Genomic DNA, 26,186 nt, shown 5'->3' on the forward strand with positions numbered 1-26,186 from the left:
CGTGAGTCGGGGCGCCGATCACGTTTGCACGACGAGCACCGTGGGTGCGTGTCCGGAGTGGTGCACGTTCAACGAGGAATCGAGCAGCTCATGAGTCGCAGACTGACAGTTGGGACCGTCTTGGTCGCCGGTGCTCTCGCGCTAGCCGCGTGCGGGGGCGACGCAGAGGGAGAGGCACCAGAGGGGGATGGTGGCCTGACGAGCATCACGGTCGGCGTGATCCCGATCGGTGATACCGCGCCCGCGTGGTTGGGGCTGCAGGAAGGAATCTTCGAGGAACACGGTCTGGACGTCGAGATCCAGGTGCTCCAGGGCGGCGCCGCCGTCATTCCTGGGGTGCTCAGTGGTGACATCCAGTTCGGCTTCTCCAACACGACATCACTACTTATCGCGGCGGACCAGGGGCTCGGGCTCAGCTGGGTGGCTCCGGCTGCCTCGACCACGGGTGATGTCGAGGAGGACTTCAGCGCCGTGATGACCATGCCTGGATCCGGCATCTCGTCTCCGTCGGACCTCGAGGGGCGCACGGTGGCTGTCAACACCCTCAACAACATCGGTGACACGGTGGTCAGGTCCGTCGTCGAGGCCGACGGAGGAGACCCGGACGCGGTCGAGTTCGTCGAGCTCGCCTTCCCGGACATGCCTGCGGCGCTGACCGAGGGCAGGGTGGAGGCCGCGTGGGTGCTCGACCCGTTCATGACGATGTTGAACGACGAGGGAGCGGAGTCCATCAGTCGTCCCTACGCGGAGGTGCACCCCGAGCTGATGGTTGCCGCGTACTTCACGTCGGAGCAGCTCGCGAGCTCGGACCCGGAGGTCATCGAGGCCTTCCAGGCCGCGATGCAGGAGTCGTTGACGTACGCGGAGGAGCACCCGGACGAGGCGCGTGCCGTTCTCTCCGAGTTCACGGAGATCGCTCCGGAGGTGCGTGAAGCGATCGTTCTGCCTCGGTGGCCCAGCGAGTTCGCGATCGAGTCGATCGAGACCCTCGCCGATCTGGCCTATCAGCACGGTCTGCTCGAGGAGGAAGTTGCCCCTGAGAGCCTCCTCTACTGATCCGGCCGACCGTCGACCACCTGAAAGGCGACAAATGACCAACGAACACGCAGGGCGCACCGTCCTGCTCACGGGTGTGGTGGGGGACATCGGCCAGGCGTATCTCCGCGCCCTCGTGGCAGCCGGTGCGAACGTGCTCGCGATGGACCTCGAGTCCACGGCTGATCAGGCGAGCGCTCTCGTCGAACGGGCAAGCTCCGCTGGTCCGGGTAGGGCGCAGTTCATGGGCGGCGACATCACCGATCGGGCGAGCGCTGACCGCGCGGTAGAGGCTGCCGTCGAGAGCTTCGGGCGCCTCGATGCCCTCGTCAACAACGCAGCTGTTTATCACGGGCTCGGTGCGAAGCGCTCGATGCTCGAGCTCACCGAGGCCGAGTGGGACCTCGTCCTGCGGGTCAACGTCGTTGGAACGTGGCAGATGATGCGCGCCGCTGCACCCGCACTCGCCGACGGCGGCGGGGGACGCGTCGTCAACATTGCCTCGACCGTGACGCGGATGGGGGCCGCAGGATTCGCGCACTATGTCGCGTCGAAGGCGGCGGTCGAGGGGCTCACCCGAGCTGCCGCGCGTGAGCTGGGCGCATCAGGCACCACGGTGAACGCCGTATCCCCGGGGCTCGTGGACGACACGGGGTCCCGCGCAGTCAACACCGACGAATACATGAGCAAGGTCGCCTCGACCCGGTCCGTCCAACGCTCGATGGTCCCGGAGGACCTCGTGGGAGCAGTCATGTGGCTGTCCGGACCGAGCGCAGGCTTTGTCTCAGGACAGACGATCGTCGTCGACGGCGGTGGGGTGTTCGTATGACTCACGTCCTTCTACCGGTCAGTCAGGACGAGCTCGAGGTCCCCGACGAGGCAAGCGACCAGGAGATCGACCGTGTCGTCTCCGCCTCGCTCGCCGCCTTCCGTGGATCGTGGCCCCGAGACCACAAGCGCCGGGCGGAGGTGCTGCTCGGGTGGGCGGAACGGATCGAGTCGGAGTTCGACAGCCTGGTCGACGAGATCGTCCTGGAGACCGGCAAGATCACGGCCGAGGCGCGGACGGAGCTCGTCGGAAGTATCGATGCGTTGCGGTTCAACGCCGGACTCGCGCGACTTCCGCTCGGTCGCGCAGGTTCGATGTCCGACGGCAGCGAGTCGCATCTCGTGCGTGAGCCCGTTGGTCCGACGGTATTCATCACACCATGGAACTGGCCCGTCCTTCTCCTGCTGCGGGACCTGGCGCCGGCCTTCGCTGCCGGGGTGACCGCGATCGTCAAGCCGAGTCCGCAGACCCACATGGTCACGGAGCACATCGTTCGACTGGGCCACGAGTCGGGGATCGAGGCGGGTGTGCTGCAGGTCGTCGCCGGTGGAGCCGTGGCCGGCTCTGCCCTCGTGCGTCACCCGGGGACGGCGGCCGTGGCTCTGACAGCGTCGACGGCAGCCGGACAGGCAGTCCTGCGCGACTCGGCGGAGACGATGACTCGGCCGCTGCTCGAGCTCGGGGGCAAGGCCTCGATGCTCGTCCTCCCGGACGGCGACCTCGACCAGGCACTCGCAGCAGCATCCCGCGCCGCGGTGACGACCTCCGGGCAGATGTGCATGGCCTGCACCCGTGTGCTGGTTCACGAGGATCAGCTCGGCGAGACCGCCGACCGACTGGGCGAGTCGATCGGCGCGCTCAAGGTCGGGGACCCGCGTGATCCGACGTCGGACCTCGGCCCGTTGATCTCCGAGGCAGCCTTCGAGAAGGTGTCGTCGTATGTCGACCTTGCCCGTCGGGACGCAACTGTCCGCGTCGGTGGCGAGCAGGTTCAACCGGCGGGCACCCGCGGATTCTTCATGACGCCGAGTGTCGTGACGGACGCTGAGCCGGGATCGGCACTCGTTCAGGACGACATCTTCGGTCCTGTGCTCTCGGTCGAGTCCTACCGGGACGAGGACGACGCGGTCGAGCTCGTCAATGCGAACTCGTTCGGTCTCGCCACCTCGGTGTGGAGTCGCGATCTCGGCCGCGCTCTGTCCGTGTCACGAGGAATCCGCTCCGGCACGGTCTGGATCAATGGTTACAACAGGTCCTACGCAGAAGCCCCCTCGGGTGGATATCGCATGTCAGGGCTGGGGCGCACCCGCGGGGTCGAGGGCATAGAGCAGTTCACCGAGCTCAAGCACGTCCACTTCTCCCTGTAGATCCCGGATCCGTGCCCGCCATCCCTTCATGAAACCGAGCAGGAGAGTCAGAGATGAGTACGCGAGCGGCATCGACGGACGACCCGGACCACCGGGAGGAGCTTCCGCCTGGCAGTGACCTCCGAGGCTGGCTGGACCACCTGGCGGCGAGCAACCGCCTGTCCGTCATCCACCATGGGATCGATCTGCGGCACGGTGTCGCCGCGGTCGCCAACCGCTTGGACGGATCGACCGCATCGTTGTTCCCTCGACCGGGAACCCATAACGGCACGGTGATCTCCGGCCTGCTCTCTCAGAGGGCGTGGATGGCTGAGGCGGTCGGCGTCGGGGAAGACGAGTTGGTCAGCACGTTCGAGGCTGCCTGTCGCAATCCATTGCCGTGGACGGAGGTTCCCCACGCCCCGGTCCAGGAGGTCGAGCACGAAGAGGTCGACCTCGAGCGGATCCTTCCGATCCCGACGCACAACGAGCACGACAGCGGCAGCTACATCACGGCGGGGCTGCTCATCTCCCGTCAGCCCTCGACCGGCGCCCAGAACGTCTCCATCCACCGGCTCCAGGTGAGCGGGCCGGACCGCCTGGGGGCGCTCCTGCTGCCGCGGCACACGATGCGGTTCTTCGACGAGCTTGAGGCCGCCGACGAGGACCTCGAGATCGCCGTCGTGGTCGGTGTCGACCCGCTGACCCTCATGGCCTCCCAGGCGATCGTCCCGCTCGGGCAGGACGAGCTCGAGATCTCGGGTGCACTGCGTGGTGCGCCGCTTCGGGTGACGCGATGCCGTACCAACGACGTCCGGGTCCCGGCGGACGCAGAGATCGTCATCGAGGGTCGGTTGCTGGCCAACCGCCGAGAGCCCGAGGGGCCGTTCGGAGAGTTCCCCCAGTACTACGGCGAGCGCGCGGAGAGGCACGTCATCGAGGTCGACCGGGTCACGCATCGCAAGGACCCGCTGTTCCACACGATCGTCGGAGGCGGGCTCGAACACCTCCTGCTGGGGGGCATCCCGCGCGAGGCGTCGTTCCTCTCGCACCTGCGACGCACCTTTCCCTGCGTGAAGGACGTCCACCTCTCGCTCGGCGGAGTCGCTCGCTACCACCTCTATGTGCAGGTCGACCAGGCACAGCCGGGCGAGGCGAAGAACGTCATCCTCGGCGCACTCGCCACCCACTACGACATCAAGCACGTCACGGTGGTGGACACCGACGTCGACGTGCACGATCCGCGCGAGGTCGAGTGGGCCGTCGCGACGAGGTTCCAGGCGGATCGTGACCTCGTCGTCGTGGGACCGTCCCAGGGTTCCAAGCTCGATCCGTCCACGACCGAGGGTGTCGGTGCGAAGCTGGGCTTCGACGCGACCGTCCCGGCGGGCGCTCCCGACATGAAGTTCCTGAGGATCCGGGTGCCGGGCGAGGACGACGTCGACCTCGAGGCGGTCGTCGACGCCTCCGTGACAGACTGGCACGCAGCAGTCACCGCTCGATGAGGAGGATGGACGCATGGATCTCTCCGACATGACGCCGCGCCTGATCGTCGGCATCTCCGGCGCGTCCGGCGCTGCCTACGGCATCCGGATCCTCCAGGTGCTGCGGGACACTCCGGTGGAGACGCACCTGATCGTCAGCAAGGCCGGACGGCTCACGCTCGCCCAGGAGACCGGCCTGCGGACGGGCGACCTCGAGGACCTCGCCGACGTCGTCCACGCCAACCACGACATCGGCGCGAGCATCGCGAGCGGATCGTTCCGGACCATGGGCATGGTCGTGGCACCGTGCTCGGTCAAGACCATGTCCGAGATCGCCTCGGGAGTGACCTCCTCCCTCATGGCACGCGCAGCGGACGTGCAGCTCAAGGAGCGCAGGCGTCTCGTCCTCGGGATACGGGAGACACCCCTGCACCGCAACCATCTTCGAACCATGGCCGAGCTGAGTGAGCTGGGTGCCGTGATCGCCCCGCCCGTGCCGGCGTTCTATACGCACCCGGCGACGGTGCAGGACGTGGTCGACCACTCGGTCGGGCGGATGCTGGACCTGTTCGACATCGAGGTCGGGCTTGTCGAGCGCTGGCCCGGCGTCGCTGCGAGCCTCGACGGCCGCCCGGGCGCAGGGGGCCGCGCATGAACGCCGACCGCGCCCCCCGCACCCTCGCCCTGCCCGACGGCGCGACGCCCCAGCTCGCCGAGGACGCCTTCGTCGCCCCCGGCGCCACGGTCGTCGGACGCGTGAGGGCGGCCGAGCGATCGAGCATCTGGTACGGCGCCGTCCTGCGCGCGGACCTCGACGGTCAGGAGATCCGGCTCGGCGCACGGAGCAACATCCAGGACAACGTGAGCGTCCACGTCGAGGTCGGGCAGTCCGCCCGCATCGGGGAGGGGGTCTCCGTCGGGCACAACGCGGTGGTGCACGCCGCCGAGATCGAGGACGACGTCCTCATCGGCATGGGCGCCGTCGTGCTCACCGGCGCACGGATCGGCGCGGGCAGCCTGATCGCCGCCGGGACGGTCGTCCTCGAGGGGACCGAGATCCCACCGCGCTCGCTCGTGGCGGGCGTCCCGGGCAAGGTGCGCCGGCAGACCACGGACGAGGAGGTCGAGGCGATCCGCCGGAACGCCGAGACGTACCTCGAGCTGTCAGCCGTTCACGCGGACGCCCGCGGGGCCTGACCGGCGCCGGCGTCGCGCGCCTGGGCGCTGTCGGTCCGCCGCCAGAAGTCGTCGACCAGCGCGTCGAACGGCTCGCCCACCAGCGGCACCATGTGCTGTCGGCCCGGCAGCACCGCACGCTCGGCGTCCGTGGCGGAGGCGATCGTGTCCGCCACCGCCTCGAACCCGGCGTGGTGGCCGCCCGAGACGACGAGCACCGGGAACGGCGCCGCGCGGAGCGCTACGAGATCAGGCCGCGCCTCCCAGGGGCCGCGCGAGCCCATGAGCGCCCGCACGCCGTCCTCGAAGGCGGTGGGCAGGGGCTGCCGGGGCCACGGGCGCTCGCCGATCGTGCGCGCGAACCGGTCCCAGAACTCGAACGGGTCGTCCGGCCCCTGTTCCCAGAGCTCGATGAGCCGCTCGCGGGTGGCGACGGCCTCGGGCGCGTCGGTGACGCCGAAGGCGGGCGGCTCGACGAGGGTCAGGGACCTGACCAGGTGCGGTGCCAGCGCGGCGACGTGCATGGCGGCCACGCCACCGTTCGAGTGGCCCACCAGGTGCGCGCCTTCGCTCAGGAGGCCCGCGTGTGCGGGCGCCTCGGCCTCGAAGTCGACCCGGGCGCGCGGGCTGCGGCCGTAGCCCGGTCGGTCCGGGACCACGAGGGTCCAGCGCGAAGCCAGTCCGCGCTGCGCGCGCCACCCCGTGCTGCCGGTGGCGGCGTCGCAGTGCAGCAGGACCACCCGTGGGCCGTCGCCGGTCGTGGTGACGTGGAGGTCGCTGGTTCTCGTGGCGTGGAGCTCGCCGGTCATGCCCGGCGCCTCAGGTCCTCGGTGGCGGCCACCGTGTAGATGAGATCGCCCTCCGTCCCCACCTCGTCGGCCGGGTCGGTGCCGGTGCCTTCCTCGTCAGCCCGGCCGGCGCCGGTGCTCACCTCGTCGACGAGCTCGGTCCAGAACTCGAGCGCGGCGCGCTCGAGCCGCTGCCCGAGCCGTAGCGAGCGCAGACGTGGGGCCAGGCGCGGGGCGCCCTCGTAGCGGGCCGCCATGTCGTCGTACACGCCCAGCCGTGCGCCGTGCTGGCGGACCTGCTCCTCGGCGAGCGCGAGCAGGTCGTCCTCGGTGGCAAGCTCACCGAGGAAGAGCTTGAGCTCGGCGACGTCACGGATCTGCATGGGGTCCGTCACGGGCTCGGCGAGCCACCGCGACAGCTCGGTGCGGCCCTGCGACGTCAGCGAGAACGTCTGCCGGCGGCGCCCGTCCGACTCCGTCTCGACCTCCAGCAGTCCGGCGTCGGCGAGGCGGCGCGGCTCGGAGTACAGCTGGGCGTGCGGGAACGGCCAGAAGTAGCCGACTGAGCGGCCGACGGCGCGCTTGAGGTCGTACGAGGTGGACGGGCCACGCAGCCCGATGAGTCCGAGGACGACGTAGGACGTCGTCGAGAGCCGCACCGTTGACATGTCCCCGACCGTACTCTAGTTTCATCCTCCGGGACATACCGTCTGAAGCGGATGGTTATGTGACGATGTCGGCGGAGGATGCCATGACCGGGGATACGAACGGCCGCGAGAGGTTCGTGGGGCAGGGCCTCGCGCGCCTCGAGGACCCCGCGCTGCTCACGGGCCGTGGCCGCTTCCTCGACGATCTCGACCCCCTTCCGGGCACGCTGGTCGCCGCCGTCGTGCGCAGCCCGCACCCGCACGCCTACATCCGTTCGGTCGACCTCGACCGGGCCCGCGCCCACCCCGGCGTCGCCGCGGTCATCGGCCCCGAGGAGGTCCTCGAGGCGCTCAAGCCGTTCCCCCTCTCGCTGCGCGCACCGATGCCCTACTACCCCACGGGCACGGACAAGGTCCGCTTCGTCGGCGAGCCGGTCGCCGTCGTCGTCGCCACCGACCGGTACACCGCGGAGGACGCCGCCGAGCTCGTCCGTGTGGACTACGACCTGCTGCCCGCCGTCGTCGACACCGCAAAGGCGATCGAGCCGGACGCGCCCCTGCTGCACGACACGGCGGAGACCAACGTCGCGAGCGACCGCACGTTCACCTTCGGCGAGGTCGACGAGACGTTCGCCTCGGCAGCGCGCGTGGTCACCGGGGAGTACAGCTTCCCGCGGTACTCGTCCACACCGATGGAGTGCTACTCGGTCGTCGCCGAGTGGCGGGACGAGGCCGACGGCCCGCACGTGACCGCGTACTCCAACTTCCACGGACCGTTCTCGATGGTGCCGGTGCTGTCCGGCGCGCTGGGGATCGGGCCGGCGCAGCTGCGGCTGATCGTGCCGGAGGACAACGGGGGCAGCTTCGGCATCAAGGCGGGCATCTACCCCTACATCGCGCTCATGGCGCTCGCGAGCCGGCATGCGGGCCGCCCGGTGCGGTGGACCGAGGACCGCAACGAGCACCTGCTCGCGAGCTCGGCCGGGTCGGACCGGCTCATGCGCTTCACCGCCGCCGTCGATGCCGACGGGCTCGTCCAGGCCCTGGACGTCGACTTCACCGAGAACGTCGGTGCCTACCTGCGCCCGCCCGAGCCGGCGACGCTCTACCGGTGCTTCGGCAACATCACCGGCGCCTACCGGATCGACGCGGTGCGCCTGAGGTCCCGCGCGGTCGTCACGAACAAGACACCCACCGGGCTCAACCGCGGGTTCGGCGGCCAGCAGCTGTACTTCGGCCTCGAGCGCGTGATGGACAAGATCGCGCGCGAGCTCGGCGACGACCCCGTCGAGCTGCGGCAGCGCAACCTCGTACGCTCCGGATCGTTCCCCTACGCCACGCCCACCGGCGGCATCTACGACTCCGGGGACTACGAGAAGGCCGTCGAGCTGCTGCTGGAGTCGACCGACTACGCGCGGCTGCGCGCCGAGCAGGCCGAGGCCCGCGCGCGCGGCGAGCTCGTCGGCAGCGGCGTGGCGGTCGTCGTCGAGCCGTCGGCCACGAACATCGGCTACGTCGGCCTCGCGACCCCCTCGGAGGACCGCCCGCCCGGGCGGGACAAGTCCGGCTCGACGGAGCACGTGCGCGTGACGGTCGACCCGTTCGGCGTCGTCTCCGTGCTGCTCGGCACGGTCCCGCAGGGCCAGGGGCACGCGACGGTCGCCCGGCAGGTGGTCGCCGACCAGCTCGGGCTGCCGCTGGAGCAGGTCGTGCCCAAGGTGGACATGGACACCTCGACGACGCCGTGGACGGTCACCTCCGGCAGCTACTCCTCGCGCTTCTCACCGCTCCTGACCTCGGCCATCGTCGAGGCCACCGACCGGATCGCGGCGTCGATCAAGGTGGCGGCCGGGGTGCTGCTCCAGGCGGAGCCGGACGAGCTCGAGCTGGTCGACGGCCTCGTGCGGGTCGCCGCCGAGCCCGAGCGCTCGGTGAAGTTCCGGCACGCCGCGGGCGTCGTCCACTGGGACCCGGGCTCCCTGCCCGACGACGTCGAGGCCAGCCTCTACGCCGAGGCCGCGTTCGTCCCGCCGGAGGCGAAGGCGCCCTCGCGCACGGACCAGGTCAACTCCTCCCTGTGCTACGGCTTCGTCGCCGAGCTCGTCCAGGTCCGCATCGACCCCGAGACGTACGAGATCGCCGTCGAGAAGGTCACCGGCGTGCACGACGCCGGCACCGTCCTCAACCCGCTGCTCATCGAGGGCCAGGTGCACGGGGCGATCGTCCACGGCCTGGGCGGCGCGCTCTACGAGGAGATGGCCTACACGGACTCCGGGCAGCCGACCTCGACGTTCATGGACTACCTCGTGCCCACGGCCGCGGAGTCGATGTTCCCGCTGGTGGGGAACCGGCTGGTGACACCATCCCCCGTCACGAGGCTCGGCGCGAAGGGCTCCGGCGAGGGGAGCTCGATGAGCTTCCCCGTGGCCGTGGCCAACGCCGTCGAGGACGCCCTGTCCGCGCACGACGTCGAGATCACGCGCCTCCCGCTCCACGGCAACGTCATCCACGACCTGCTCACCACCTCCCGCTGACCCACGAAGGAAAGAGACGACATGCCCCTGACCGGCGGAGACATCCGACTCGAGCGCAGCCACGACGGCCGCGTCGCCAACCTCACGCTCGACCACGGGCGGTTCAACATCGTGACGATGGAGACCCGCGCGCTCATGGCCGAGCGGTTCGCCGAGATCGACGCCGACCCGCGCGTGGCGGTCGTCGTCATCCGCGGCGAGGGCGAGCACTTCACCTCGGGCGGCGACATCGCCGGCTTCATGGAGGTCGAGCCGTTCGATCTCACCGACCTCGGTCAGGACATCACGGCACCGGCCCGCTCGCCGAAGCCCGTCATCACCGCGGTCGACGGTTACTGCTTCGGCGTCGGCTTCGAGCTCGCCCTGTCCACCGACATCCGGCTCGCGACCGCGCGCTCGGAGTTCGCCCTGCCCGAGATGCGTCTCGGCATGATGCCCGGCAGCGGCGGGACCCAGCGCCTCGCCCGCCTCATCGGCCTCTCCCGAGCCAAGTACCACGTCCTCACCGCCGAGCGGATCCAGGCGCAGCAGGCGCTCGACTGGGGCCTGCTGGCGTCCGTCTCCGAGGACCGCGACGGCCTCGAGGCCGAGGTCGAGCGCGTCGTGTCGACGATGCTCGGCTACTCGCCCGTCGCCCTGCGCACCGCCAAGGAGGTCCTCGACCGCGGCGTCGACGGGCCCCTGTCCACCGGCGTCGAGCTCGAGCGCAAGTCCTACTCGATGCTGCGCGCGACGCACGACTTCGCCGAGGGCGTCGCCGCGTTCACCGAGAAGCGCGCGCCCGTCTTCGAGGGCCGTTGACGTGAAGGCCGCCCCCTTCGCCTACGTCCGACCGACCAGGCTCGCGGACGTCGTCGCCGAGCTCGTCGCCGCGGACGAGCAGGGCGGCGGCAAGGTCATCGCCGGCGGACAGTCGTTGGTGCCCGTCCTCGCGATGCGGCTCGGCCGGCCGGCCACGCTCGTCGACATCACCCGCGTCCCCGAGCTCGCCCAGGTCGGCATCTCCGACGGGTGCCTGCGCATCGGTGCCGCCGTCCGCCAGCGCCGCATCGAGCGGGAGCACCGCGGCACCGTGCCGCTGCTGAGCCAGGCGCTCCCGTGGATCGGCCACCGGGAGATCCGCAGCCGCGGCACCGTGTGCGGCTCGCTCGCACACGCGGACCCGTCCTCCGAGCTGCCCGCGGTCGCGCTCTGCCTGGGCGCCACGCTCGACGTCGCGGGGCCGGCCGGACGGCGACAGGTCACGGCCGAGGACTTCTTCGTCGGGGCCATGACGACGGCGCTGGGCCCCACCGACGTCGTCACCTCGGTGCGGATGCCCGTGCCCGAGGCCGGTGACGGGTACGGGTTCTCCGAGGTCGCTCGCCGCCACGGCGACTTCGCGCTCGCAGGCGTCGGCGTCCGGGTGCGCACCCGGGACGGCGAGATCCGCGACGCCCACGTCACCTCCTTCGGGGTCTCCGACCGGCCGCAGCGCCGCGACCTCGGTGGCGCGCTCGCCGAGGCTCTCGAGGGCTCCGACGGGTCGGCCGCCGACCTGGCCGCCCGGCTGACCGAAGCGACCGACGCGATGGCTGCCGACGTCGTGACGACCGGCGGCGACGCCGGCGGCTCTCCCGCCTACCGCCGCCGCCTGGTCCGCACGCTCGCCGCCCGCGAGCTCGCCCGCGCCTACACCTCGACCGTGAGGAGCGTCGCCGCATGAACCCCCCGCGCACCCTGTCCGCCACCCGCGACCTCCTCACGGGCCGCTCGGGCCGGCCCGGACGCTCCGGCCGCACGGCCGAGGACGCCCCGGAGACCCTGCGGGTCGAGGCCGGGGAGACCGTGCGCGTGTCCTTCACCGTCAACGGTCGGCCCGCCACCGTCGACGTGGCGCCCCGGGTCACGCTCTCCGACGCCCTGCGCGACCACCTCGGCCTCACGGGCACCCACATCGGCTGCGAGCACGGCGTGTGCGGGATGTGCACCGTGATCGTCGACGGCGACGCCGCCCGCGCCTGCCTCCTCCTGGCCTGCCAGCTCGAGGGGGCCGAGATCATGACGGTCGAGGGCCTGGGCCGGCCCGACGACCTCCACCCGCTGCAGGAGTCGTTCGGCCGGCACCACGGGCTCCAGTGCGGCTTCTGCACGCCCGGCCAGCTGATGAGCGCCTACGACCTCCTTGACCACGAGCCCGGGGTGTCGCGCGAGGAGCTGCCCGAGAAGATGTCCGGCGTCCTGTGCCGTTGCACCGGGTACCGGAACATCATGGACGCGGTCGCGGAGGTCTCCGAGGACCACCCGGACGGCGTCCCCGCCCCGCACAACTGCGCCACGGCCGCCCTTCTCCCGCGCGACAGCGTGGGCGGGCGGGCCTCGGCCGCCGGGCAGGACGAGGCCGAGGTCGACCAGGGCGTCGCCGAGATCCGCATGCCCGCCACCGAGCCGACCGTGGCGATCGAGGTCGACGACGAGGTGGCCGCCACCCCCGAGCAGATCTGGGCCGTCATGGCGGACACCGAACGCCTCGCCCGCTGCCTGCCGGGCGCCGAGCTCGTCTCCGACTTCGGCGACGACCGGTACAAGGGTCGCATCCGGGTCGCGCTCGGCCCCGTCAAGCTCGCGTTCGTCGGCGACATCCACGTGGTCGAGCGGGACGGGACCGACCGCCGGATCGTCGCGCTCGCCCAGGCCGAGGACGCCGGGGGCGGCAGCGTCCAGGCGAGGGTGCTTCTCACGGTGGCCCCGCACGGCGACGGCGCAGTGATCCACGCCGAGGCCGACCTGCACATGACGGGCCGCATCGCCCAGTTCGGCCGCTCGCTCGCGGGTGACGTCAGCCGCGAGATGTTCGGGCAGTTCACGCGTGCGATGGACGCGACCGCGCGCGGCGAGGAGCCCGTCACCACCGCACCGCCCAGCGCCATCGCCATGGTCACCCAGCTCACCGCCGCGCGCCTGCGTGGGGTTCTCAACCGCATCACGAGGAGGAACTGATCGATGGAGATCGGACGCACGCTCGCCTGGACGGCGGAGCGGTTCCCTGAGCGGCTCGGGTTCGTCGGCTCGCGACGCATGACGTATCGCGAGTGGGACGAGCGCACCAACCAGATCGCCAACGCCGTGCGCGGGCTGGGGGTGGCCCCGGGCGACCGGGTCGCCATGTTCCTGTCGAACTCGGAGGTCATGGCCTCCACGCACCTCGCGCTGCAGAAGCTCGGCGTGCTCTCGACCCCGTACAACATCCGGCTCTCGGGGCCGGAGCTCGCCTACTGCCTCGACGACGCCGAGCCGAAGGTCGTCGTCGTCGACGACCTCGCACGCGGGGTCGCCGAGGAGGCGCTGCGCATGGCGACGGTGAGCCCCGTCCTGCTGTACGCCGGTACCGACCCGCTGGACGGGGCGGAGGACTTCGCGAGCGTCGTCGCCGCCGCCGGCAACGCGGCGCCGGACGTCGTCGTCACCGAGGACGACCCCGCCGTCATGCTCTACACGTCGGGCACCACGGCCAAGCCCAAGGGCGTGCCGCGGACCCAGCGCAACGAGTTCGCGGCCTCGGCCGCGCACGTCATGCAGTGCAGCTACCAGTACGGCGAGTCCACGCTCGGCGCCATGCCGATGTACCACACGATGGGGCTGCGCTCGCTGCAGTCGATGCTCATCGTCGGCGGCACGTTCGTCGAGATGCCCGTCTACAACGCGCCGCAGGCCGTCGAGCTCATCGAGGCCGAGCAGGTCTCCGCCCTGTACCTCGTGCCGACCGCCTTCTGGGCACTCGCCCAGACCGGCGGGCTCGATCGCGTGGGGCGCTCGGTGCGCAAGCTCGCCTTCGCGGGCGCCGCGATGACCTCGACCCTGTGCGAGCAGCTCGAGAAGGCGATCGCCCCGGAGGTGTTCGTCAACCACTACGGGTCCAGCGAGGTCTACACCTTCGCGATCGAGGAGAACGCGGCCCGCAAGCCCGGCAGCGCCGGGCGCCCGGGCCTGTACTCCCGCCTCCGGGTCGTCGACCCCGGGTCGACGGACACCCACGAGCAGCTTCCGGTCGACGTCGTCGGGGAGATCGTCGCCTCGCTCGACTCCGACGAGGCCTTCCAGGGCTACTGGAACCGGCCCGACGCCGACGCGAAGTCCATCCGCGGCCGCTGGTACCACACGGGCGACCTCGGGCACATCGACGCCGACGGCGACCTCTGGGTCGACGGCCGGGTCGACGACATGATCATCACGGGCGGGGAGAACGTCCACCCCATCGAGGTCGAGGACGTCCTCTCGCGTCACCCCGGTGTGTCCGAGGTCGCCGTCGTCGGTCTCAAGGACGAGAAGTGGGGGCAGGCGGTCACGGCCTTCGTCGTCCCGGCCGACACGGGCGTCGACCCGACCGCCTTCGCTGCCGAGCTCCAGGAGTGGAGCCGCAACGAGGCCCCGCTCTCGCAGTACAAGCGGCCCAAGAAGATCCTCGTCATCTCCGCCATCCCGAAGAGCCCGGTCGGCAAGATCCTGCGCCGGAAGCTCGTCGCCGGCGACTACCAGCTGCGTTCCACCACGGAGGTCGGCGCGTCATGAGCGTCAGCGAGCAGCAGCAGGAGCACGAGCAGGAACCCACGCCCACGGTGGTCGACCGCAGGTTCGTCGAGGCGGGGTCCGGGTTCGCCGCGGGTGTACGGGACCTGCCGAAGCACCTCAACATCTCCACGGTCGGCGCGGGCCTCATCGCCGCCATCTTCGGGTGCACCGGCCCGGCCCTCATCGTCATCAACGGCGGCCAGGCCAACGGGTTGTCCGACGTCGTCATCTCCTCGTGGATCTTCGGGATCTACGTGTTCGGTGGCCTCATCTCGTTCGTCATGGCGCTGTACTACAAGCAGCCCATCACGGGGGCCTACAGCATCCCGGGCGCAGTCCTCGTCGTCGCGGCGCTCGCCGAGTACGAGTTCTCCCAGATGGTCGGGGCCTTCCTCGCCGCCGGTGTCATCGTGCTCGTCATCGGGCTCACGGGCCTGGTGCGGAAGGTGGCCACCTGGCTGCCGTTCCCGATCGTCATGGCGATGATCGCCGGAGCTCTCATCAGGTTCGGGACCGGGGTCGTCGACGCGGCCGTCGCCCTGCCGGTCGTCGTCGGCGCCGCCATCGCCGGGTATCTCATGCTCTCCCGGTTCATCAAGGCGGTGCCCGGAGTCGTCGGCGCGCTGGTGGCCGGTGCGATCGCCGCCGCGGTCACAGGGTCGTTCACACCGCTCGAGAGCAACCTCGCGCTCACGGCCCCCGAGCTGGTGATGCCGTCGTTCGACGTGAGCGCGATCCTCGCCGTCGGTGTTCCGCTCGCGTTCCTCGTCATCGGGGCGGAGAACGCCCAGGCGATGGGCGTGCTCATGGTCGAGCGGTACCGGCCGCCCTTCAACTCGATGACCGTCATCAGCGGCGTGGGCGGCATCCTCGCGCCCCTGTTCGGCGGGCACAACGCGAACATCGCCGGACCGATGACCGCGATCTGCTCGTCCGAGCAGGCGGGTGCGAACAAGGACGGCCGATACGCGGCGACCGCCGTCAACGGGGTCCTCTTCGCCGTCTTCGGGATCTTTGCCAGCGTCGCCGTCGCGATCGTCGGCACGCTCCCGCCGGAGCTGACGGCGGCACTCGCCGGACTCGCCATGATCGGCGTGCTGCTCCAGGCCTTCCAGTCCAGCTTCCGGGAGAGGCGATTCCAGGTCGGAGCGCTCGTCGCACTCGTCATCGCCATGAGCGGGGTGTCCATCCTCCACATCTCGGCACCGTTCTGGGCCCTCGTCGGAGGCGTGCTCACCTCCCTCGTGCTCGAGCAGAAGGACTTCTCGCGCCGCGAGGAGTCCTGACACACGGACGTGGGGGGGGGGGGGGCGCCGCAGCACCACCCCCCCCACACCACCTAGCGGCCACTGCGGTCCCCTGGAGGCGGCGGGGCCCGCCGCCGCACGCCCGACCACACACAGCTGAGCGACCGCGCCGGTCCAGTGGACGTGCGACGGACCGCCTCGTCAGCCGGCTGACCCTCTCGGCCGACCGCAACCTCAGTCGGCCGGCCGCACCCAGTCCCCGGACCGCCCGCCGGACTTCGCGACGATCATCGCGTCGCGGATCGCGACCGTCCGGTCGATGCCCTTGAGCATGTCGACCACCGCCAGGGCGGCGACGGTGACCGCCGTCAGCGCCTCCATCTCGACCCCCGTGCGGTCGGCGGTCCGCACGGTCGCCCGCACCGACACGCGGTCCTCGAGGAGCTCGAGGTCGACGCTCGCCCCGTGCACGCCGATGACGTGGGCCAGCGGCAGCAGCTCCGGCGTCCGTTTGGCCGCCTGGATGCCGGCGATCCGCGCGACCGCGAGGACGTCGCCCTTGGGGACGTTCCGCTCGCGCAGGGCCGCCATCGTGTCCGGCGCGCACGTGACGGCGGCGCTCGCCGTCGCCTCTCGCACGGTGGGGGTCTTCGCGGTGACGTCGACCATGTAGGCGGTGCCGTCGGACCGCAGGTGGGTGAGCTCGCTCATGCGCCCCATCCTCGGACACCGAAGGCCTCGAGGCGGTCCCCGGCCGCCACGCGGTCGGCGTCGGCCGGCACGATCGCGAGCGCGTCCGCGAGCCCGAGGGTGGCCGCGAAGTGCGACTTCGCCCCGCTCGCGTGCGGCGGCTCGGCCACGAGCGCCCCGTCCTCGCGCCGGACGACCACGGGCGCGTACTGGCGGCGCCCCGGCGGGGTCGGCCAGTCGCGGCCGGCCACGACCTCGAACGTCGGACGGTCCGGGTCCGCGCCGGTGAGCACCGCGAGCAGCGGACGCACGAGCACGTGGAACGCGACGAACACGCTCACCGGGTTGCCGGGCAGCGCGACCACCGGCACGCGCCGTCCGGTGCCGTCGTCGAGCGTGCCGAAGCCCTGGGGCTTGCCCGGCTGCATCGCGACCCCCAGGAACTCGACGCCGCGGCCCTCGAGGCTCTGGCGCACGACCTCGTGGGCGCCGGCAGAGACCCCGCCGGCGGTGACCACCAGGTCGACCTCGGGCAGCGACTCGTCCAGCCGCGCGCGGAAGGCGTCGACGTCGTCGCGGCTGCGGCCGTGCACCGGCGTGCCGCCGGCCTCGGCGACCAGGCCCGCGAGGAGCGTCGAGTTGGAGTCGGGGATCAGGCCGACGGCGGCCGCGTCGCCCGGCTCGACCAGCTCGTCCCCGGTGGTGACGACGAGCACCCGGGGCATGCGGGCGACCGTGAGGCTGCCGTGGCCGACGGACGCCGCGGCCGCGACCTGTGCCGGGCCGAGGACGGTGCCGGCGGTGAGGACGGTGTCGCCCACGGCGACGTCCTCGCCCCGGTACCGGACGCACGCGCCGGGCTCGGCACGCCTGGCGATCCGCACCCGTGCGGGCGCGGGGCCGGGGCCGGGGGAGTGGTCGGTGTCCTCCACGGGGATGATCGCGTCGGCGCCGTCCGGCAGCGGCGCGCCGGTCATGATGCGCTGCGCCGTCCCGCTCGCGAGGGGCTCGGGGACGGCGCCGGCCGCGACGTCGCCGCACACGGGAAGCTCGATCGCGTCGTCGGGCAGGCCCGCGAGGTCGGCGGCCCGCACGGCGAACCCGTCCATCGCGGAGTTCGTGAACGGCGGGACGTCGGCGCGCGCCTCGACGTCCGCGGCGAGCACGCGGCCGCGGGCGGCGCCGAGGGGGACCCGCTCGACGGTGCGCTCCGGCTCGGCGGCCACGACGTCGCGGGCCGCGGCCAGGATGCGACCGAGGTGGGTCTCGACGTCGACCAGTCGGCTCATGCGTCGTCCCTGGGGGTCGAGTACTCGAGCTGGTCCATCTGCTGGGTCCGTGCGTCTCCGACGAGCACCCGGCCGAACAGCGGGGAGCCGGTGCCCACGATGAGCTTGACGGCCTCGACGGCCTGGGTGGAGGCGACCTGCCCGACGACGGGGCCGAGCACGCCGATCTCGTGAGAGGTCTGCACGGCGCCGGGCGCGGGGGGATCCGCGTGGAGGTCCCGCAGCGCGAGGGGGCGCCAGGGCGCCGGCGGGCTCGTCCAGAACACGGAGGCCTGCCAGATCATCGCCATGACGCTCGCCCACACCAGCGGCTTCCCGTTCGCTGCGCACCAGTCGCCGACCAGGTACTTCGTGGCGAAGACGTCGGAGCACTCCATCACGAGGTCGATGTCGTCGCGCAGCGCGTCGAGGGACTGAGGCGTGGCGGGGCCCATCGGCACGATCTCGATCTCGGAGTTCAGGGCACGCAGCGCCTGGGCGGCGGAGTCGGCCTTGAGCGTGCCGACGGTGGCCTCGGTGTGGATGAACTGCCGCTGGAGGTTGTTGAGCTCGACCTCGTCGGCGTCGGAGACGTAGATCGTGCCCACGCCCATGGCGGCCAGGTAGAAGAGCACGGGCGAGCCGAGCCCGCCGGTGCCGACGACGAGGATCCGCGCCGCCGCGAGGCGCTGCTGCCCGCGCTCCCCGTAGCCCTCGACGAGGAGCGACCGGCGGTGCCGGTCGTAGGCGCCCGGCGGCAGCGGCTCGAGCGGCCGGCCGAGCGGGATCTCGAGCGAGGGCAGGGGGGCGGGTGCGGGGCTCACGGGAGGGCGCTCCATTCGGTGGATCCGTCGGTGAAGGCCTGGTGCTTCCAGATCGGCACGCGGGACTTGATCTGCTCGATCAGCTCGGACAACGCCGCGAAGGTCTCCGCGCGGTGCTCGCCCGCCACGGCGGCGATGAGCGCGTGGTCCCCGATCGCCAGGTCGCCGACCCGGTGCTGGGCGCCGACCGCGTGCACGCCGGGCCGGTCGGTGAACTCGTCGACGACCTCCGCGAGGAACCGCGCGGCGTCGGGGTGGGAGCTGTAGGTGATGCCGGTGACGCCGCGGCCATCGTCGTGGTCGCGCACGACCCCGGCGAACGTGGCGACGGCGCCGCACCGGTCGTCGGCGCACGCCTCGGTCAGGGCCGCCGGGTCCAGAGGGGTCTCCAGGACGTCCGCGGCGACGCGTCGGGCCATGCTCAGCCGCCCGCGAAGGGCGGGAGGCAGTCGACCGTGGCTCCGGCCGGGACCGGGGCGGAGTCCTGCGTGCGGCGCCCGTCGAGGAGCCAGGTCGCGACGTCGAGGACCTTCGTCAGGCGCTCGTCGGCGTCCTCGCGCAGCGCGGCGACGACCGTACCGACGGTCGCGCCCGCGGGGACCTCGACCGTCCTGACGCCGGTGCCGGCCGCCTCGGCGGCGCCGGCGAAGAACCGGACGGTGACGGTGGTCGTGCCGGCCGTGGTGCTCGTACCGGCAGCGGTCGGGCCGGGCGTGGTGGTCGTCGTCGTGGGCGTGGCCTCTGTGGTCACGTCAGCCTCCAATGGCGGACATCGTGCGGGAAGGGGCGGCGAAGGAGTCGTCGGTGCCGAAGCCGTGGGCCCGGGGCTTGCCCCACATGGCCTCCTGCCAGCGGCGGGCGAGCGCGGCGTCGTCCGCGCCGTCGCGCAGCAGGCCGCGCAGGTCGGTCTCCGAGGTGGCGAACAGGCACGAGCGCACCTGTCCGTCGGCGGTGATGCGGGTCCGGGTGCAGGCCGCGCAGAACGGCTCGCTCACCGAGGCCACGAGGCCGACGCTACCGTCGGGCAGGCCGGGAGCGGTGACGTCCTCGACCTCGGCGGGCGCGGACCCACGGGGGCCGGGGCGCTGGGTGAGGGTGAACCCGGCGTCGGTCAGTGCGTCGCGGAGGTCCTGGGCGGTGACGACCTCGCCGCGCTTCCAGGACTCGCGCGGCCCGATCGGCATGTACTCGATGAACCGCAGCTGGTAGCCGCGTTCGAGGCAGAAGCGCAGGAGCTCGGGCGCGTCCTCGCGGTAGGAGGCGGCGATCGGGACGGCGTTGATCTTGACCGGGCGGATCCCGACCCGGTCGACGGCGTCGAGCGAGCGCAGCGCGTCGTGGAGCCGGTCCCGGCGAGCGGCCGCGGCGTACCGCTCGCGGTCCAGGGAGTCGATCGAGATGTTCACCCGGTCCAGGCCGGCCTCGACGAGGGAGTCGATGCGCTTGTCGAGGCCGAGGGCGTTGGTGGTCAGCGCGATGTCCGGCTTGTTCCCGTCGGGGTCCCGGAGCGCGGCCGTGCCGGCGATGATGTGCTCGAGGCCCCGGCGCAGCAGCGGCTCGCCGCCGGTGAACCGGACCGTGCGCACCCCGAGGTCCCGCACGGCGATGGCGACGAGGCGGACGACCTCGTCGTCCGTCAGCACGTCCGGCGTGGGGAGCCAGTCGAGGCCCTCGGCCGGCATGCAGTAGGTGCAGCGCAGGTTGCAGCGGTCAGTCAGCGAGACCCGAAGGTCGGTGGCGCGGCGGCCGAAGCGGTCGGGCAGGCCGCGGGCGTCGGTGGGCAGCGGGGTGCCGGAACCGGTACCGGTGGCTGCGTCCGTACCGGAGGGCGACGGGATGGTCGGGATCGGCATGAGGACGGGTGCCTGCGAGGGTTGTGTGGTCACTTCGCCTCCCCTCGACGACGACGGGCGATTCGCGGACCAATACGCAATCAATCTATCAACTAATGACCCCGCGGGAAGTGGGTGTTCTCACCGCGGACGGGCCCGCCGGGTGGGGCGGGCAACAGGAGTGCGGACGCGCGTGGCCGGCGTCGGCAGGACGGGAGTCAGGAGCTCTCGACGCCGTCCGGCACCTGGACATCGACGGGCTCGCCCCAGTCGCGCAGGATCCCGTCCCCACCATCCGGCCCGGTGTCGATGCGAAGGAGCCGGTCCTCGTCGTCGACCCACCACCGGTGGACCTGGTCGCCGAGGTCCACCTCGTACTCGACCGTCGTGGTGCCCTCGACGTCGGCCTCGCCGACCTCCTCCATGGACTCCGGATCCCCCCACGCCTCGGTGGCGCCCGCCCAGTCCCAGCCCTCGATGTGGTTAGCACGGGCCTCGTCGTCGAGGACCGCGTACTCACCGGCACCGCCGGTGCGCTCGTACATCGTCCCGTCGATCAGCCGCACCTCGAGGGTCACGGAGCCGTCGTGGTCCCGAGTGGTGAGCGAGAGGAGATCCACCTCCCCCTCGTCGTCGTATCGCACCACCCCGTCCGTGGTCGTGCCGGCGTCCGGGATGTCGGAGGTCCACTCGAAGGAGAAGGTCGGAGCCTCGCGCATCGCCGTGGCGACGCGCTCGACGGCGTCGTCCTCCGTCAACGCTTCGTCGCCGCCGCAGCCCGTGAGAACCAGGAGGCTCGAGGCCGCCACCAGCGCCGTCGTGCGAGCCCGTCGACGTCCCCGCCTCGTTGCGTCCATCGCACCAGGGTAATGGCGCGCGGCGTCGGCGCCCTCTCAACCTGTCGGGGTGGCGGCGTGCTGGCCCACGGCAGTGCCCCGCATCGCACGGCATCACGCAGGGAGGAAGTCCCGCAGCAGGTCGTTGAACGCCGGCCCGACCCGCGGCACCGCATGCCGGGCGCCTGCGACGACCTCGCGCCGGGCGGACAGCTCGCCGGCCAGGCGGTCGCACAGTAGCTCGAGCGCCTCGGCGTGGCCGCCGGAGACGACCATGACCGGGATCCCGGCCTCGCGGATGGTGGCGACGTCGATCTGTGCCTCCCACGGCACACGCTCGGCCATGAGCTGCCGGACGCCGTCCGCCATGGCCTCGGGCATCGGGGAGCGGGGCCACGCCCGCTCCCCGATGATCGCGGCAAACCTCGAGAAGAACCTCTCGGGATCGTCGGGCTCCTCCGCCCAGACCCGCTCCAGCGCCGACACCATCTCGCGCACCTCGGGAAGGTCCGGCGCGAGGGCGAACGCGGGCGGCTCGACCACGGTGAGCGACAGCACGGACGAGGGCCGTGCGGCAGCGGCCAGGAGGCTCACGACACCGCCGTAGGAGTGACCCACCAGGTGCGCCCCGCCGTCAAGGAGCGGGAGGACCGCCTCGACCTCCCGCTCGAAGTCGACGCGTCCCTGGGCCGTGCTCTGCCCGTATCCCGGGCGGTCGGGAATCACCAGCCGGTAGCTGTCGGCGAGCTCGAGCTGGCGCCGCCACGCCGAGGCCCCCGTGGCGACGTCCGCGTGGATGAGGACGACGCGGGGACCTGAGCCGTGGCCCTCGACGTGGAGGTGCATGCTGCCTACGTCAGCGAGGCGTACGGGTCGGCGAGACCGACGTACCGGGTCTCGAGATACTCCTCGATGCCTTCCGCACCGCCCTCGCGACCGAGACCGGACTGCTTGACCCCGCCGAAGGGAGCGGCTGCGTTCGACACGACGCCGACGTTGACGCCGAGCATGCCCACCTCGATCTCCTCGGTCAGACGGATCGACCGGGCCAGGTCCCGGGTGTACACGTAGGCGACCAGCCCGTACTCGGTGGAGTTCGCGAGGGTGACGGCCTCCTGCTCCGTGGAGAACGTGACGACCGGCGCGACCGGGCCGAACGCCTCCTCGTGGAGGATGCGCGCGTCCGGCGCGACGTCCGTGATGACGGTCGGCGGGAAGAAGTAGCCGGGACCATCCGCGGGCGCGCCGCCGGTGAGCACACGCCCGCCGCCGCTCTCGGCGTCGCGGACGAGCTCCTCGACCTTGTCCCGACTGCCCGAGTCGATCAGCGGACCGATGTCCGAGCCCTCCTCGGTGCCCCGGGCCAGCCGGAGCGCCCCGAAACGGTCGGCCAGGCGCGAGGCGAAGTCCTCGGCCACGGACTCGTGGACGATGAAGCGGTTCGCGGCGGTGCAGGCCTCGCCCATATTTCGGAGCTTGGCCAGCATGGCGCCGTCGACGGCCGCCTCCAGGTCGGCATCCTCGAACACGAGGAACGGCGCGTTGCCGCCCAGCTCCATCGAGGTGCGCAGCACCTGGTCGGCGCTGTCCTTGAGCAGGCGCCGCCCGACCTCGGTGGACCCCGTGAAGGAGAGCTTCCGCAGGCGCGGATCCTGGAGGAGCGGGCCGGTGACCGAGCTCGCGCTCGACGTGGTAACCACGTTGAGCACGCCGGCGGGAAGGCCCGCGTCGGCCAGCACCTGGGCGAGCAGCAGAGTGGTCAGCGGCGTGGCGCTCGCGGGCTTGACCACCATCGTGCAGCCAGCCGCGATCGCGGGACCGATCTTCCGCGTCGCCATGGCGAGGGGGAAGTTCCAGGGCGTGATGAACAGGCACGGGCCGACGGGCCTCTTGTGCACCAGCAGTCGCGTCCTCCCGTCCGGCGCGGTGGAGTACCGACCGTCGATGCGTACCGCCTCCTCCGAGAACCACCGGAGGAACTCCGCGCCGTAGGCGACCTCGCCCCGGGCCTCGGCGAGCGGCTTGCCCATCTCCAGGGTCATGAGCAGGGCGAAGTCGTCGGTGCGCGCGACCACGGCCTCGTAGGCGGCGCGCAGGATCTCTCCGCGGACGCGGGGCGCGGTGCGTCGCCACTCCTCCTGTGCGGCCGTCGCGGCGTCGAGGGCCGCGAGACCGTCCTCCGCCGTCGCGTCCGCGATGCTCAGGAGGACGTCGCCGGTGGCGGGATCCTCGACCGCGAACGTCTTTCCGGAGCCGGCGGCGCGCCACTCACCGCCGATGTACAGCTCGTTCCTCACCGTGGCGAGCAGGTCCTTCTCGTCGCGTGCAGCGATGGTGGTCATGCGGTGGCTCCGTCCTCGAACGAGATGATCTGGCGGATCGCGACGCCGTCGGCCAGCTGGTCCATCGCGACGTTGATGCCGTCGAGCGTGATGCGGGAGGAGATCAGCGACTCGACCGGCAGGCGACCCTCCCGCCACATCTGGGCGAAGACCGGGATGTCGCGGGCCGGGACGGCCGAGCCGAGATAGCTGCCGACGATGGTCCGCCCCTGGGCGACCAGCCCGAGCGGCTTGAGATCGACCGAGGCGTCGGGTGAGGGCAGGCCGACCGTGATGGTCGTCCCCCCCGGTGCGGTCGCGGCCAGCGCGCTGTCGAAGGCGCGGGCGTTGCCGGCCGCCTCGATGACGATCGAGGCCTTGACGCCCTTCTCGGCCAGCTCCGCCGGCGAGTACGTCTCGTGGGCGCCGAGCGCGCGTGCCGCCGCGAGCTTGTCGTCCACGCCGTCGACGCCGATCACCGTGACGCCCGCGTGCGCGAGCGCGGTGAGGAGTGCGGCCATCCCGACACCGCCCAGACCGACGACCATGACGACGTCGCCGTCCTTGGGATTCGCGGCGTTGACGACGGCACCGCCGCCTGTGAGCACGGCGCACCCGAGGACGGCGGCCACCTCCGGGGGCACGTCGTCGTCGACCGGGACCACCGAGTGGCGGTCGACGATCGCGTGGGTGGCGAAGGCGGAGACGCCCAGGTGGTGCTTGACCTCCTGACCGTCCCGCTCGAGCCGGTTCGTGCCTCGGAGCAGGGTGCCCTCGTTGTTCGTCAGACTCCCGCGGACGCAGGGCGCCCGGCCGTCCGTCGCGCATCCCTCGCAGTCCCCGCACCGGGGTAGGAAGGTGAGGACCACGCGCTGCCCGACCTGCAGGTCGTCGACGCCGTCGCCGACCTGCTCGATGCGCCCCGCGGCCTCGTGCCCGAGCAGCATCGGGACCGGGCGCACGCGGTTGCCGTCGATGACGGACAGGTCGGAGTGGCAGACACCGGCCGCCTCGATCCGGACCAGCAGCTCGTCCGGCCCGGGGCCGTCGAGCTCGAGCTCGGACACGGTGAGTGGACGGGTGCTCCGGTACGGCCTCTCGCGGCCGATCTCCTCCAGGACTGCTCCACGGATCTTCATCTGCTCGCCTCCATCTTCTGGGGAGTGCCGGAGTCCTTCGGGAGCTCCGGTCGGTTCTTGGTCAGCTGGAAACGCCGGATCTTCCCGGAGCCCGTGCGCGGGATCTCGTTGACCTCGATGAGCTCGGCCGGGACCTTGAAGTAGCTGAGGTCCTTGCGGCACGCGGAGAGGACCGCCTCGTGGTCCAGGGCGCTACCGTCCGGGGGGACGACGTAGGCGACGGGCACCTCACCGAGCATGGGGTGGGGTGCACCCACGACGGCCGCGTCGGCGACGCCGTCGCAGCGCTGCAGGACAGCCTCGACCTCGGCGGGGTAGATGTTCTCGCCGCCGCGGATGATGAGCTCCTTGACCCTGCCGCTGATGCGCAGGAACCCGTGCTCGTCGCGCTGGCCGAGATCGCCGGTGCGGTACCAGCCGTTCGTGAGGACGTCGGCGGTGGCGCCGTCCAGGTTGTGGTAGCCGAGCATGACGTTGGGGCCCTGCACCCAGATCTCCCCCTCGTCGCCCGGCGCGACGTCCTTGAGGCTCGCCGGATCGACGAGCCGCACCGTCAGCCCGGGGAGCGGCATCCCGCAGGAGCCGAGCACGCGGCTGGCGGTCGGAGAATTGAGGGTCACCATGGTCGACGTCTCGGTGATCCCGTACCCGTCGAGAAGACGGACCTGGGCGAACTCCTCGAACTCCGCGTTGAGGTCCGCCGACATGTTGGCGCCTGCGCTGACGCAGAGACGTAGATGTGGTGCTTCGATCCGGTCGGTCGGCGACCTGTCGATGAGGTACCGGAACATCGTGGGGACGCCCGGGAAGAAGGTCACCGGTTCGTTCGCCAGCAGGTCGAGGACCTTGCTGGGGGAGAACGACCTGAGGATCCGCTCGCTCGCTCCGGTCGCCACGATCGCGAGGACGCACAGCACGAGCGCGTAGGAGTGGAACAGGGGGAGCGGGGAGAGGACGAGGTCGTCCGGGCCGAGGTCGGCGATGGTGCTCCAGCAGGCCGCGACGACCCACAGGCAGCTGCGCTGCGTCAGCTTGACGCCCTTCGGACGGCCGGTGGTCCCCGACGTGTAGAGCATCCAGCACCACTCGTCGAGGCCGGTCGAGTCGGGGCTCTGGACGTCGGGCTCGACGGCCATCAGGTCGTCGTACCGACGGATCCGGACCGATCCGTCGACCGCACCGGCGTCCACCGGCGCCGCGCCGGTGACGATGACGAGGTCGACATCGGTCCCGGGGACGAGCTCGAGGACCGTGTCGAGATGCTCCTGGTCCGTGAGGACCGCCCGGGCTGCGCTGTCGGTGAGGATGTGGGCGAGCTCGGCTGCGGGTGCGGCCGGGTTCGCGCACACCGTGACGAGGCCCGAGCGTGGAGCGGCGAGGTATCCCTCGGCCACCTCGACGCTGTTGTCGAGGTACATGAGTACCCGCTCCTGCGGCTTCAGGCCGGCGGCGAGAAGGTGGCCGGCGAGCCGAGAGGTCCGCGTGTCCAGGTCGCCGTAGGTCACTGCCGTGACGTCGTCGACGAACGCCACTTTGTCCTGACCTGCATGAGCATGCTCCGCCAGCAGCTCGGGGACGGTGCGCACTGCGTCGATGTTCAGCATCGAACCTCCTTCGTTTACTAACGAGTATTCGTTAGCCT

The 26,186-nt window shown here is 71.6% G+C and carries 25 protein-coding genes; 12 read left to right on the plus strand and 13 right to left on the minus strand.

Going from position 1 to position 26,186, the window contains the following annotated elements; all coding sequences use genetic code 11:
* Positions 1 to 90: 90 nt before the first annotated feature.
* The 6 genes from ACPYO4_RS04205 to ACPYO4_RS04230 are packed head-to-tail and all read left to right on the plus strand — an operon-like array spanning position 91 to position 5,891.
* On the plus strand, positions 91 to 1,056 hold the full coding sequence (locus ACPYO4_RS04205; RefSeq protein ID WP_425707965.1) for an ABC transporter substrate-binding protein: 966 nt from the start codon (positions 91 to 93) through the stop codon (positions 1,054 to 1,056).
* 34 nt (positions 1,057 to 1,090) lie between these two features.
* Positions 1,091 to 1,864, plus strand: coding sequence for an SDR family oxidoreductase (locus ACPYO4_RS04210; RefSeq protein WP_425707966.1), 774 nt, complete (start codon positions 1,091 to 1,093; stop codon positions 1,862 to 1,864).
* The gene (locus ACPYO4_RS04215; protein WP_425707967.1) at positions 1,861 to 3,231 is read left to right on the plus strand and encodes an aldehyde dehydrogenase family protein; all 1,371 of its coding nucleotides are present in this window, start codon (positions 1,861 to 1,863) and stop codon (positions 3,229 to 3,231) included. The genes ACPYO4_RS04210 and ACPYO4_RS04215 overlap by 4 nt, the downstream gene beginning before the upstream one ends.
* Positions 3,232 to 3,284: 53 nt before the next feature.
* Positions 3,285 to 4,715, plus strand: coding sequence for a UbiD family decarboxylase (locus ACPYO4_RS04220; RefSeq protein WP_425707968.1), 1,431 nt, complete (start codon positions 3,285 to 3,287; stop codon positions 4,713 to 4,715).
* A 13-nt stretch (positions 4,716 to 4,728) separates the two neighbouring features.
* On the plus strand, positions 4,729 to 5,349 hold the full coding sequence (locus tag ACPYO4_RS04225) for a UbiX family flavin prenyltransferase (protein ID WP_425707969.1): 621 nt from the start codon (positions 4,729 to 4,731) through the stop codon (positions 5,347 to 5,349).
* Positions 5,346 to 5,891 (plus strand): gamma carbonic anhydrase family protein, encoded by a 546-nt coding sequence (locus ACPYO4_RS04230; protein ID WP_425707970.1) that lies wholly within the window; start codon positions 5,346 to 5,348, stop codon positions 5,889 to 5,891. The genes ACPYO4_RS04225 and ACPYO4_RS04230 overlap by 4 nt, the downstream gene beginning before the upstream one ends.
* Here ACPYO4_RS04230 and ACPYO4_RS04235 read toward each other — a convergent pair.
* Together ACPYO4_RS04235 and ACPYO4_RS04240 are read right to left on the minus strand one after the other, a co-directional pair.
* Positions 5,867 to 6,679 carry an alpha/beta fold hydrolase gene (locus ACPYO4_RS04235; protein ID WP_425707971.1) on the minus strand — a complete coding sequence of 271 codons (813 nt, stop codon included), beginning with the start codon at positions 6,677 to 6,679 and terminating at the stop codon, positions 5,867 to 5,869. The genes ACPYO4_RS04230 and ACPYO4_RS04235 overlap by 25 nt on opposite strands.
* Entirely contained in the window at positions 6,676 to 7,326 is a 651-nt protein-coding gene (locus ACPYO4_RS04240; protein WP_425707972.1) for a PadR family transcriptional regulator, read from the minus strand. Before ACPYO4_RS04240 ends, ACPYO4_RS04235 begins: the two co-directional genes overlap by 4 nt.
* An 83-nt stretch (positions 7,327 to 7,409) precedes the next feature.
* On the opposite strand from ACPYO4_RS04240, the gene ACPYO4_RS04245 reads away from it, so the two are divergent.
* From ACPYO4_RS04245 to ACPYO4_RS04270, 6 genes are read left to right on the plus strand one after another with little or no spacing between them, the layout of a single operon-like run.
* Positions 7,410 to 9,839: a xanthine dehydrogenase family protein molybdopterin-binding subunit gene (locus tag ACPYO4_RS04245; protein WP_425707973.1), complete on the plus strand. Its 2,430-nt coding sequence runs from the start codon at positions 7,410 to 7,412 to the stop codon at positions 9,837 to 9,839.
* Between the two features lie 21 nt (positions 9,840 to 9,860).
* Entirely contained in the window at positions 9,861 to 10,640 is a 780-nt protein-coding gene (locus ACPYO4_RS04250; protein ID WP_425707974.1) for an enoyl-CoA hydratase/isomerase family protein, read from the plus strand.
* 1 nt (position 10,641) lies between these two features.
* The gene (locus tag ACPYO4_RS04255) at positions 10,642 to 11,544 is read left to right on the plus strand and encodes an FAD binding domain-containing protein (RefSeq protein WP_425707975.1); all 903 of its coding nucleotides are present in this window, start codon (positions 10,642 to 10,644) and stop codon (positions 11,542 to 11,544) included.
* Positions 11,541 to 12,818 (plus strand): xanthine dehydrogenase family Fe-S subunit, encoded by a 1,278-nt coding sequence (locus ACPYO4_RS04260; protein ID WP_425707976.1) that lies wholly within the window; start codon positions 11,541 to 11,543, stop codon positions 12,816 to 12,818. The genes ACPYO4_RS04255 and ACPYO4_RS04260 overlap by 4 nt, the downstream gene beginning before the upstream one ends.
* A 3-nt stretch (positions 12,819 to 12,821) precedes the next feature.
* Positions 12,822 to 14,387, plus strand: coding sequence for a class I adenylate-forming enzyme family protein (locus ACPYO4_RS04265; protein WP_425707977.1), 1,566 nt, complete (start codon positions 12,822 to 12,824; stop codon positions 14,385 to 14,387).
* Entirely contained in the window at positions 14,384 to 15,673 is a 1,290-nt protein-coding gene (locus ACPYO4_RS04270) for a benzoate/H(+) symporter BenE family transporter (RefSeq protein WP_425707978.1), read from the plus strand. The genes ACPYO4_RS04265 and ACPYO4_RS04270 overlap by 4 nt, the downstream gene beginning before the upstream one ends.
* 195 nt (positions 15,674 to 15,868) lie before the next feature.
* On the opposite strand, the gene moaC is transcribed toward ACPYO4_RS04270, so the two are convergent.
* The 11 genes from moaC to ACPYO4_RS04325 all read right to left on the minus strand — a co-directional run bounded on the left by moaC (position 15,869) and on the right by ACPYO4_RS04325 (position 26,148).
* Positions 15,869 to 16,345: a cyclic pyranopterin monophosphate synthase MoaC gene (gene moaC / locus ACPYO4_RS04275; RefSeq protein WP_425707979.1), complete on the minus strand. Its 477-nt coding sequence runs from the start codon at positions 16,343 to 16,345 to the stop codon at positions 15,869 to 15,871.
* The gene (glp, locus tag ACPYO4_RS04280; RefSeq protein ID WP_425707980.1) at positions 16,342 to 17,613 is read right to left on the minus strand and encodes a gephyrin-like molybdotransferase Glp; all 1,272 of its coding nucleotides are present in this window, start codon (positions 17,611 to 17,613) and stop codon (positions 16,342 to 16,344) included. The genes moaC and glp overlap by 4 nt, the downstream gene beginning before the upstream one ends.
* Positions 17,610 to 18,416, minus strand: a complete 807-nt coding sequence (locus ACPYO4_RS04285; RefSeq protein ID WP_425707981.1) for a HesA/MoeB/ThiF family protein — start codon at positions 18,414 to 18,416, stop codon at positions 17,610 to 17,612. The genes glp and ACPYO4_RS04285 overlap by 4 nt, the downstream gene beginning before the upstream one ends.
* The gene (locus tag ACPYO4_RS04290; RefSeq protein WP_425707982.1) at positions 18,413 to 18,835 is read right to left on the minus strand and encodes a molybdenum cofactor biosynthesis protein MoaE; all 423 of its coding nucleotides are present in this window, start codon (positions 18,833 to 18,835) and stop codon (positions 18,413 to 18,415) included. Before ACPYO4_RS04290 ends, ACPYO4_RS04285 begins: the two co-directional genes overlap by 4 nt.
* Before the next feature lie 2 nt (positions 18,836 to 18,837).
* Positions 18,838 to 19,167, minus strand: coding sequence for a MoaD/ThiS family protein (locus ACPYO4_RS04295; RefSeq protein WP_425707983.1), 330 nt, complete (start codon positions 19,165 to 19,167; stop codon positions 18,838 to 18,840).
* Position 19,168: 1 nt separating this feature from the next.
* Complete coding sequence (gene moaA / locus ACPYO4_RS04300; protein WP_425707984.1) at positions 19,169 to 20,302, minus strand: GTP 3',8-cyclase MoaA; 1,134 nt, start codon at positions 20,300 to 20,302, stop codon at positions 19,169 to 19,171.
* Between the two features lie 164 nt (positions 20,303 to 20,466).
* On the minus strand, positions 20,467 to 21,105 hold the full coding sequence (locus tag ACPYO4_RS04305) for a hypothetical protein (protein ID WP_425707985.1): 639 nt from the start codon (positions 21,103 to 21,105) through the stop codon (positions 20,467 to 20,469).
* 93 nt (positions 21,106 to 21,198) lie between these two features.
* Positions 21,199 to 21,930, minus strand: coding sequence for an alpha/beta fold hydrolase (locus tag ACPYO4_RS04310; RefSeq protein WP_425707986.1), 732 nt, complete (start codon positions 21,928 to 21,930; stop codon positions 21,199 to 21,201).
* 5 nt (positions 21,931 to 21,935) lie between these two features.
* On the minus strand, positions 21,936 to 23,426 hold the full coding sequence (locus tag ACPYO4_RS04315; protein WP_425707987.1) for an NAD-dependent succinate-semialdehyde dehydrogenase: 1,491 nt from the start codon (positions 23,424 to 23,426) through the stop codon (positions 21,936 to 21,938).
* The gene (locus ACPYO4_RS04320) at positions 23,423 to 24,544 is read right to left on the minus strand and encodes an alcohol dehydrogenase catalytic domain-containing protein (protein WP_425707988.1); all 1,122 of its coding nucleotides are present in this window, start codon (positions 24,542 to 24,544) and stop codon (positions 23,423 to 23,425) included. Before ACPYO4_RS04320 ends, ACPYO4_RS04315 begins: the two co-directional genes overlap by 4 nt.
* Positions 24,541 to 26,148 (minus strand): class I adenylate-forming enzyme family protein, encoded by a 1,608-nt coding sequence (locus ACPYO4_RS04325; RefSeq protein WP_425707989.1) that lies wholly within the window; start codon positions 26,146 to 26,148, stop codon positions 24,541 to 24,543. The genes ACPYO4_RS04320 and ACPYO4_RS04325 overlap by 4 nt, the downstream gene beginning before the upstream one ends.
* Between the last annotated feature and the right edge of the window lie 38 nt (positions 26,149 to 26,186).

The organism is Georgenia sp. Z1491, from assembly GCF_049856175.1.
Taxonomy (GTDB): domain Bacteria; phylum Actinomycetota; class Actinomycetes; order Actinomycetales; family Actinomycetaceae; genus JB111.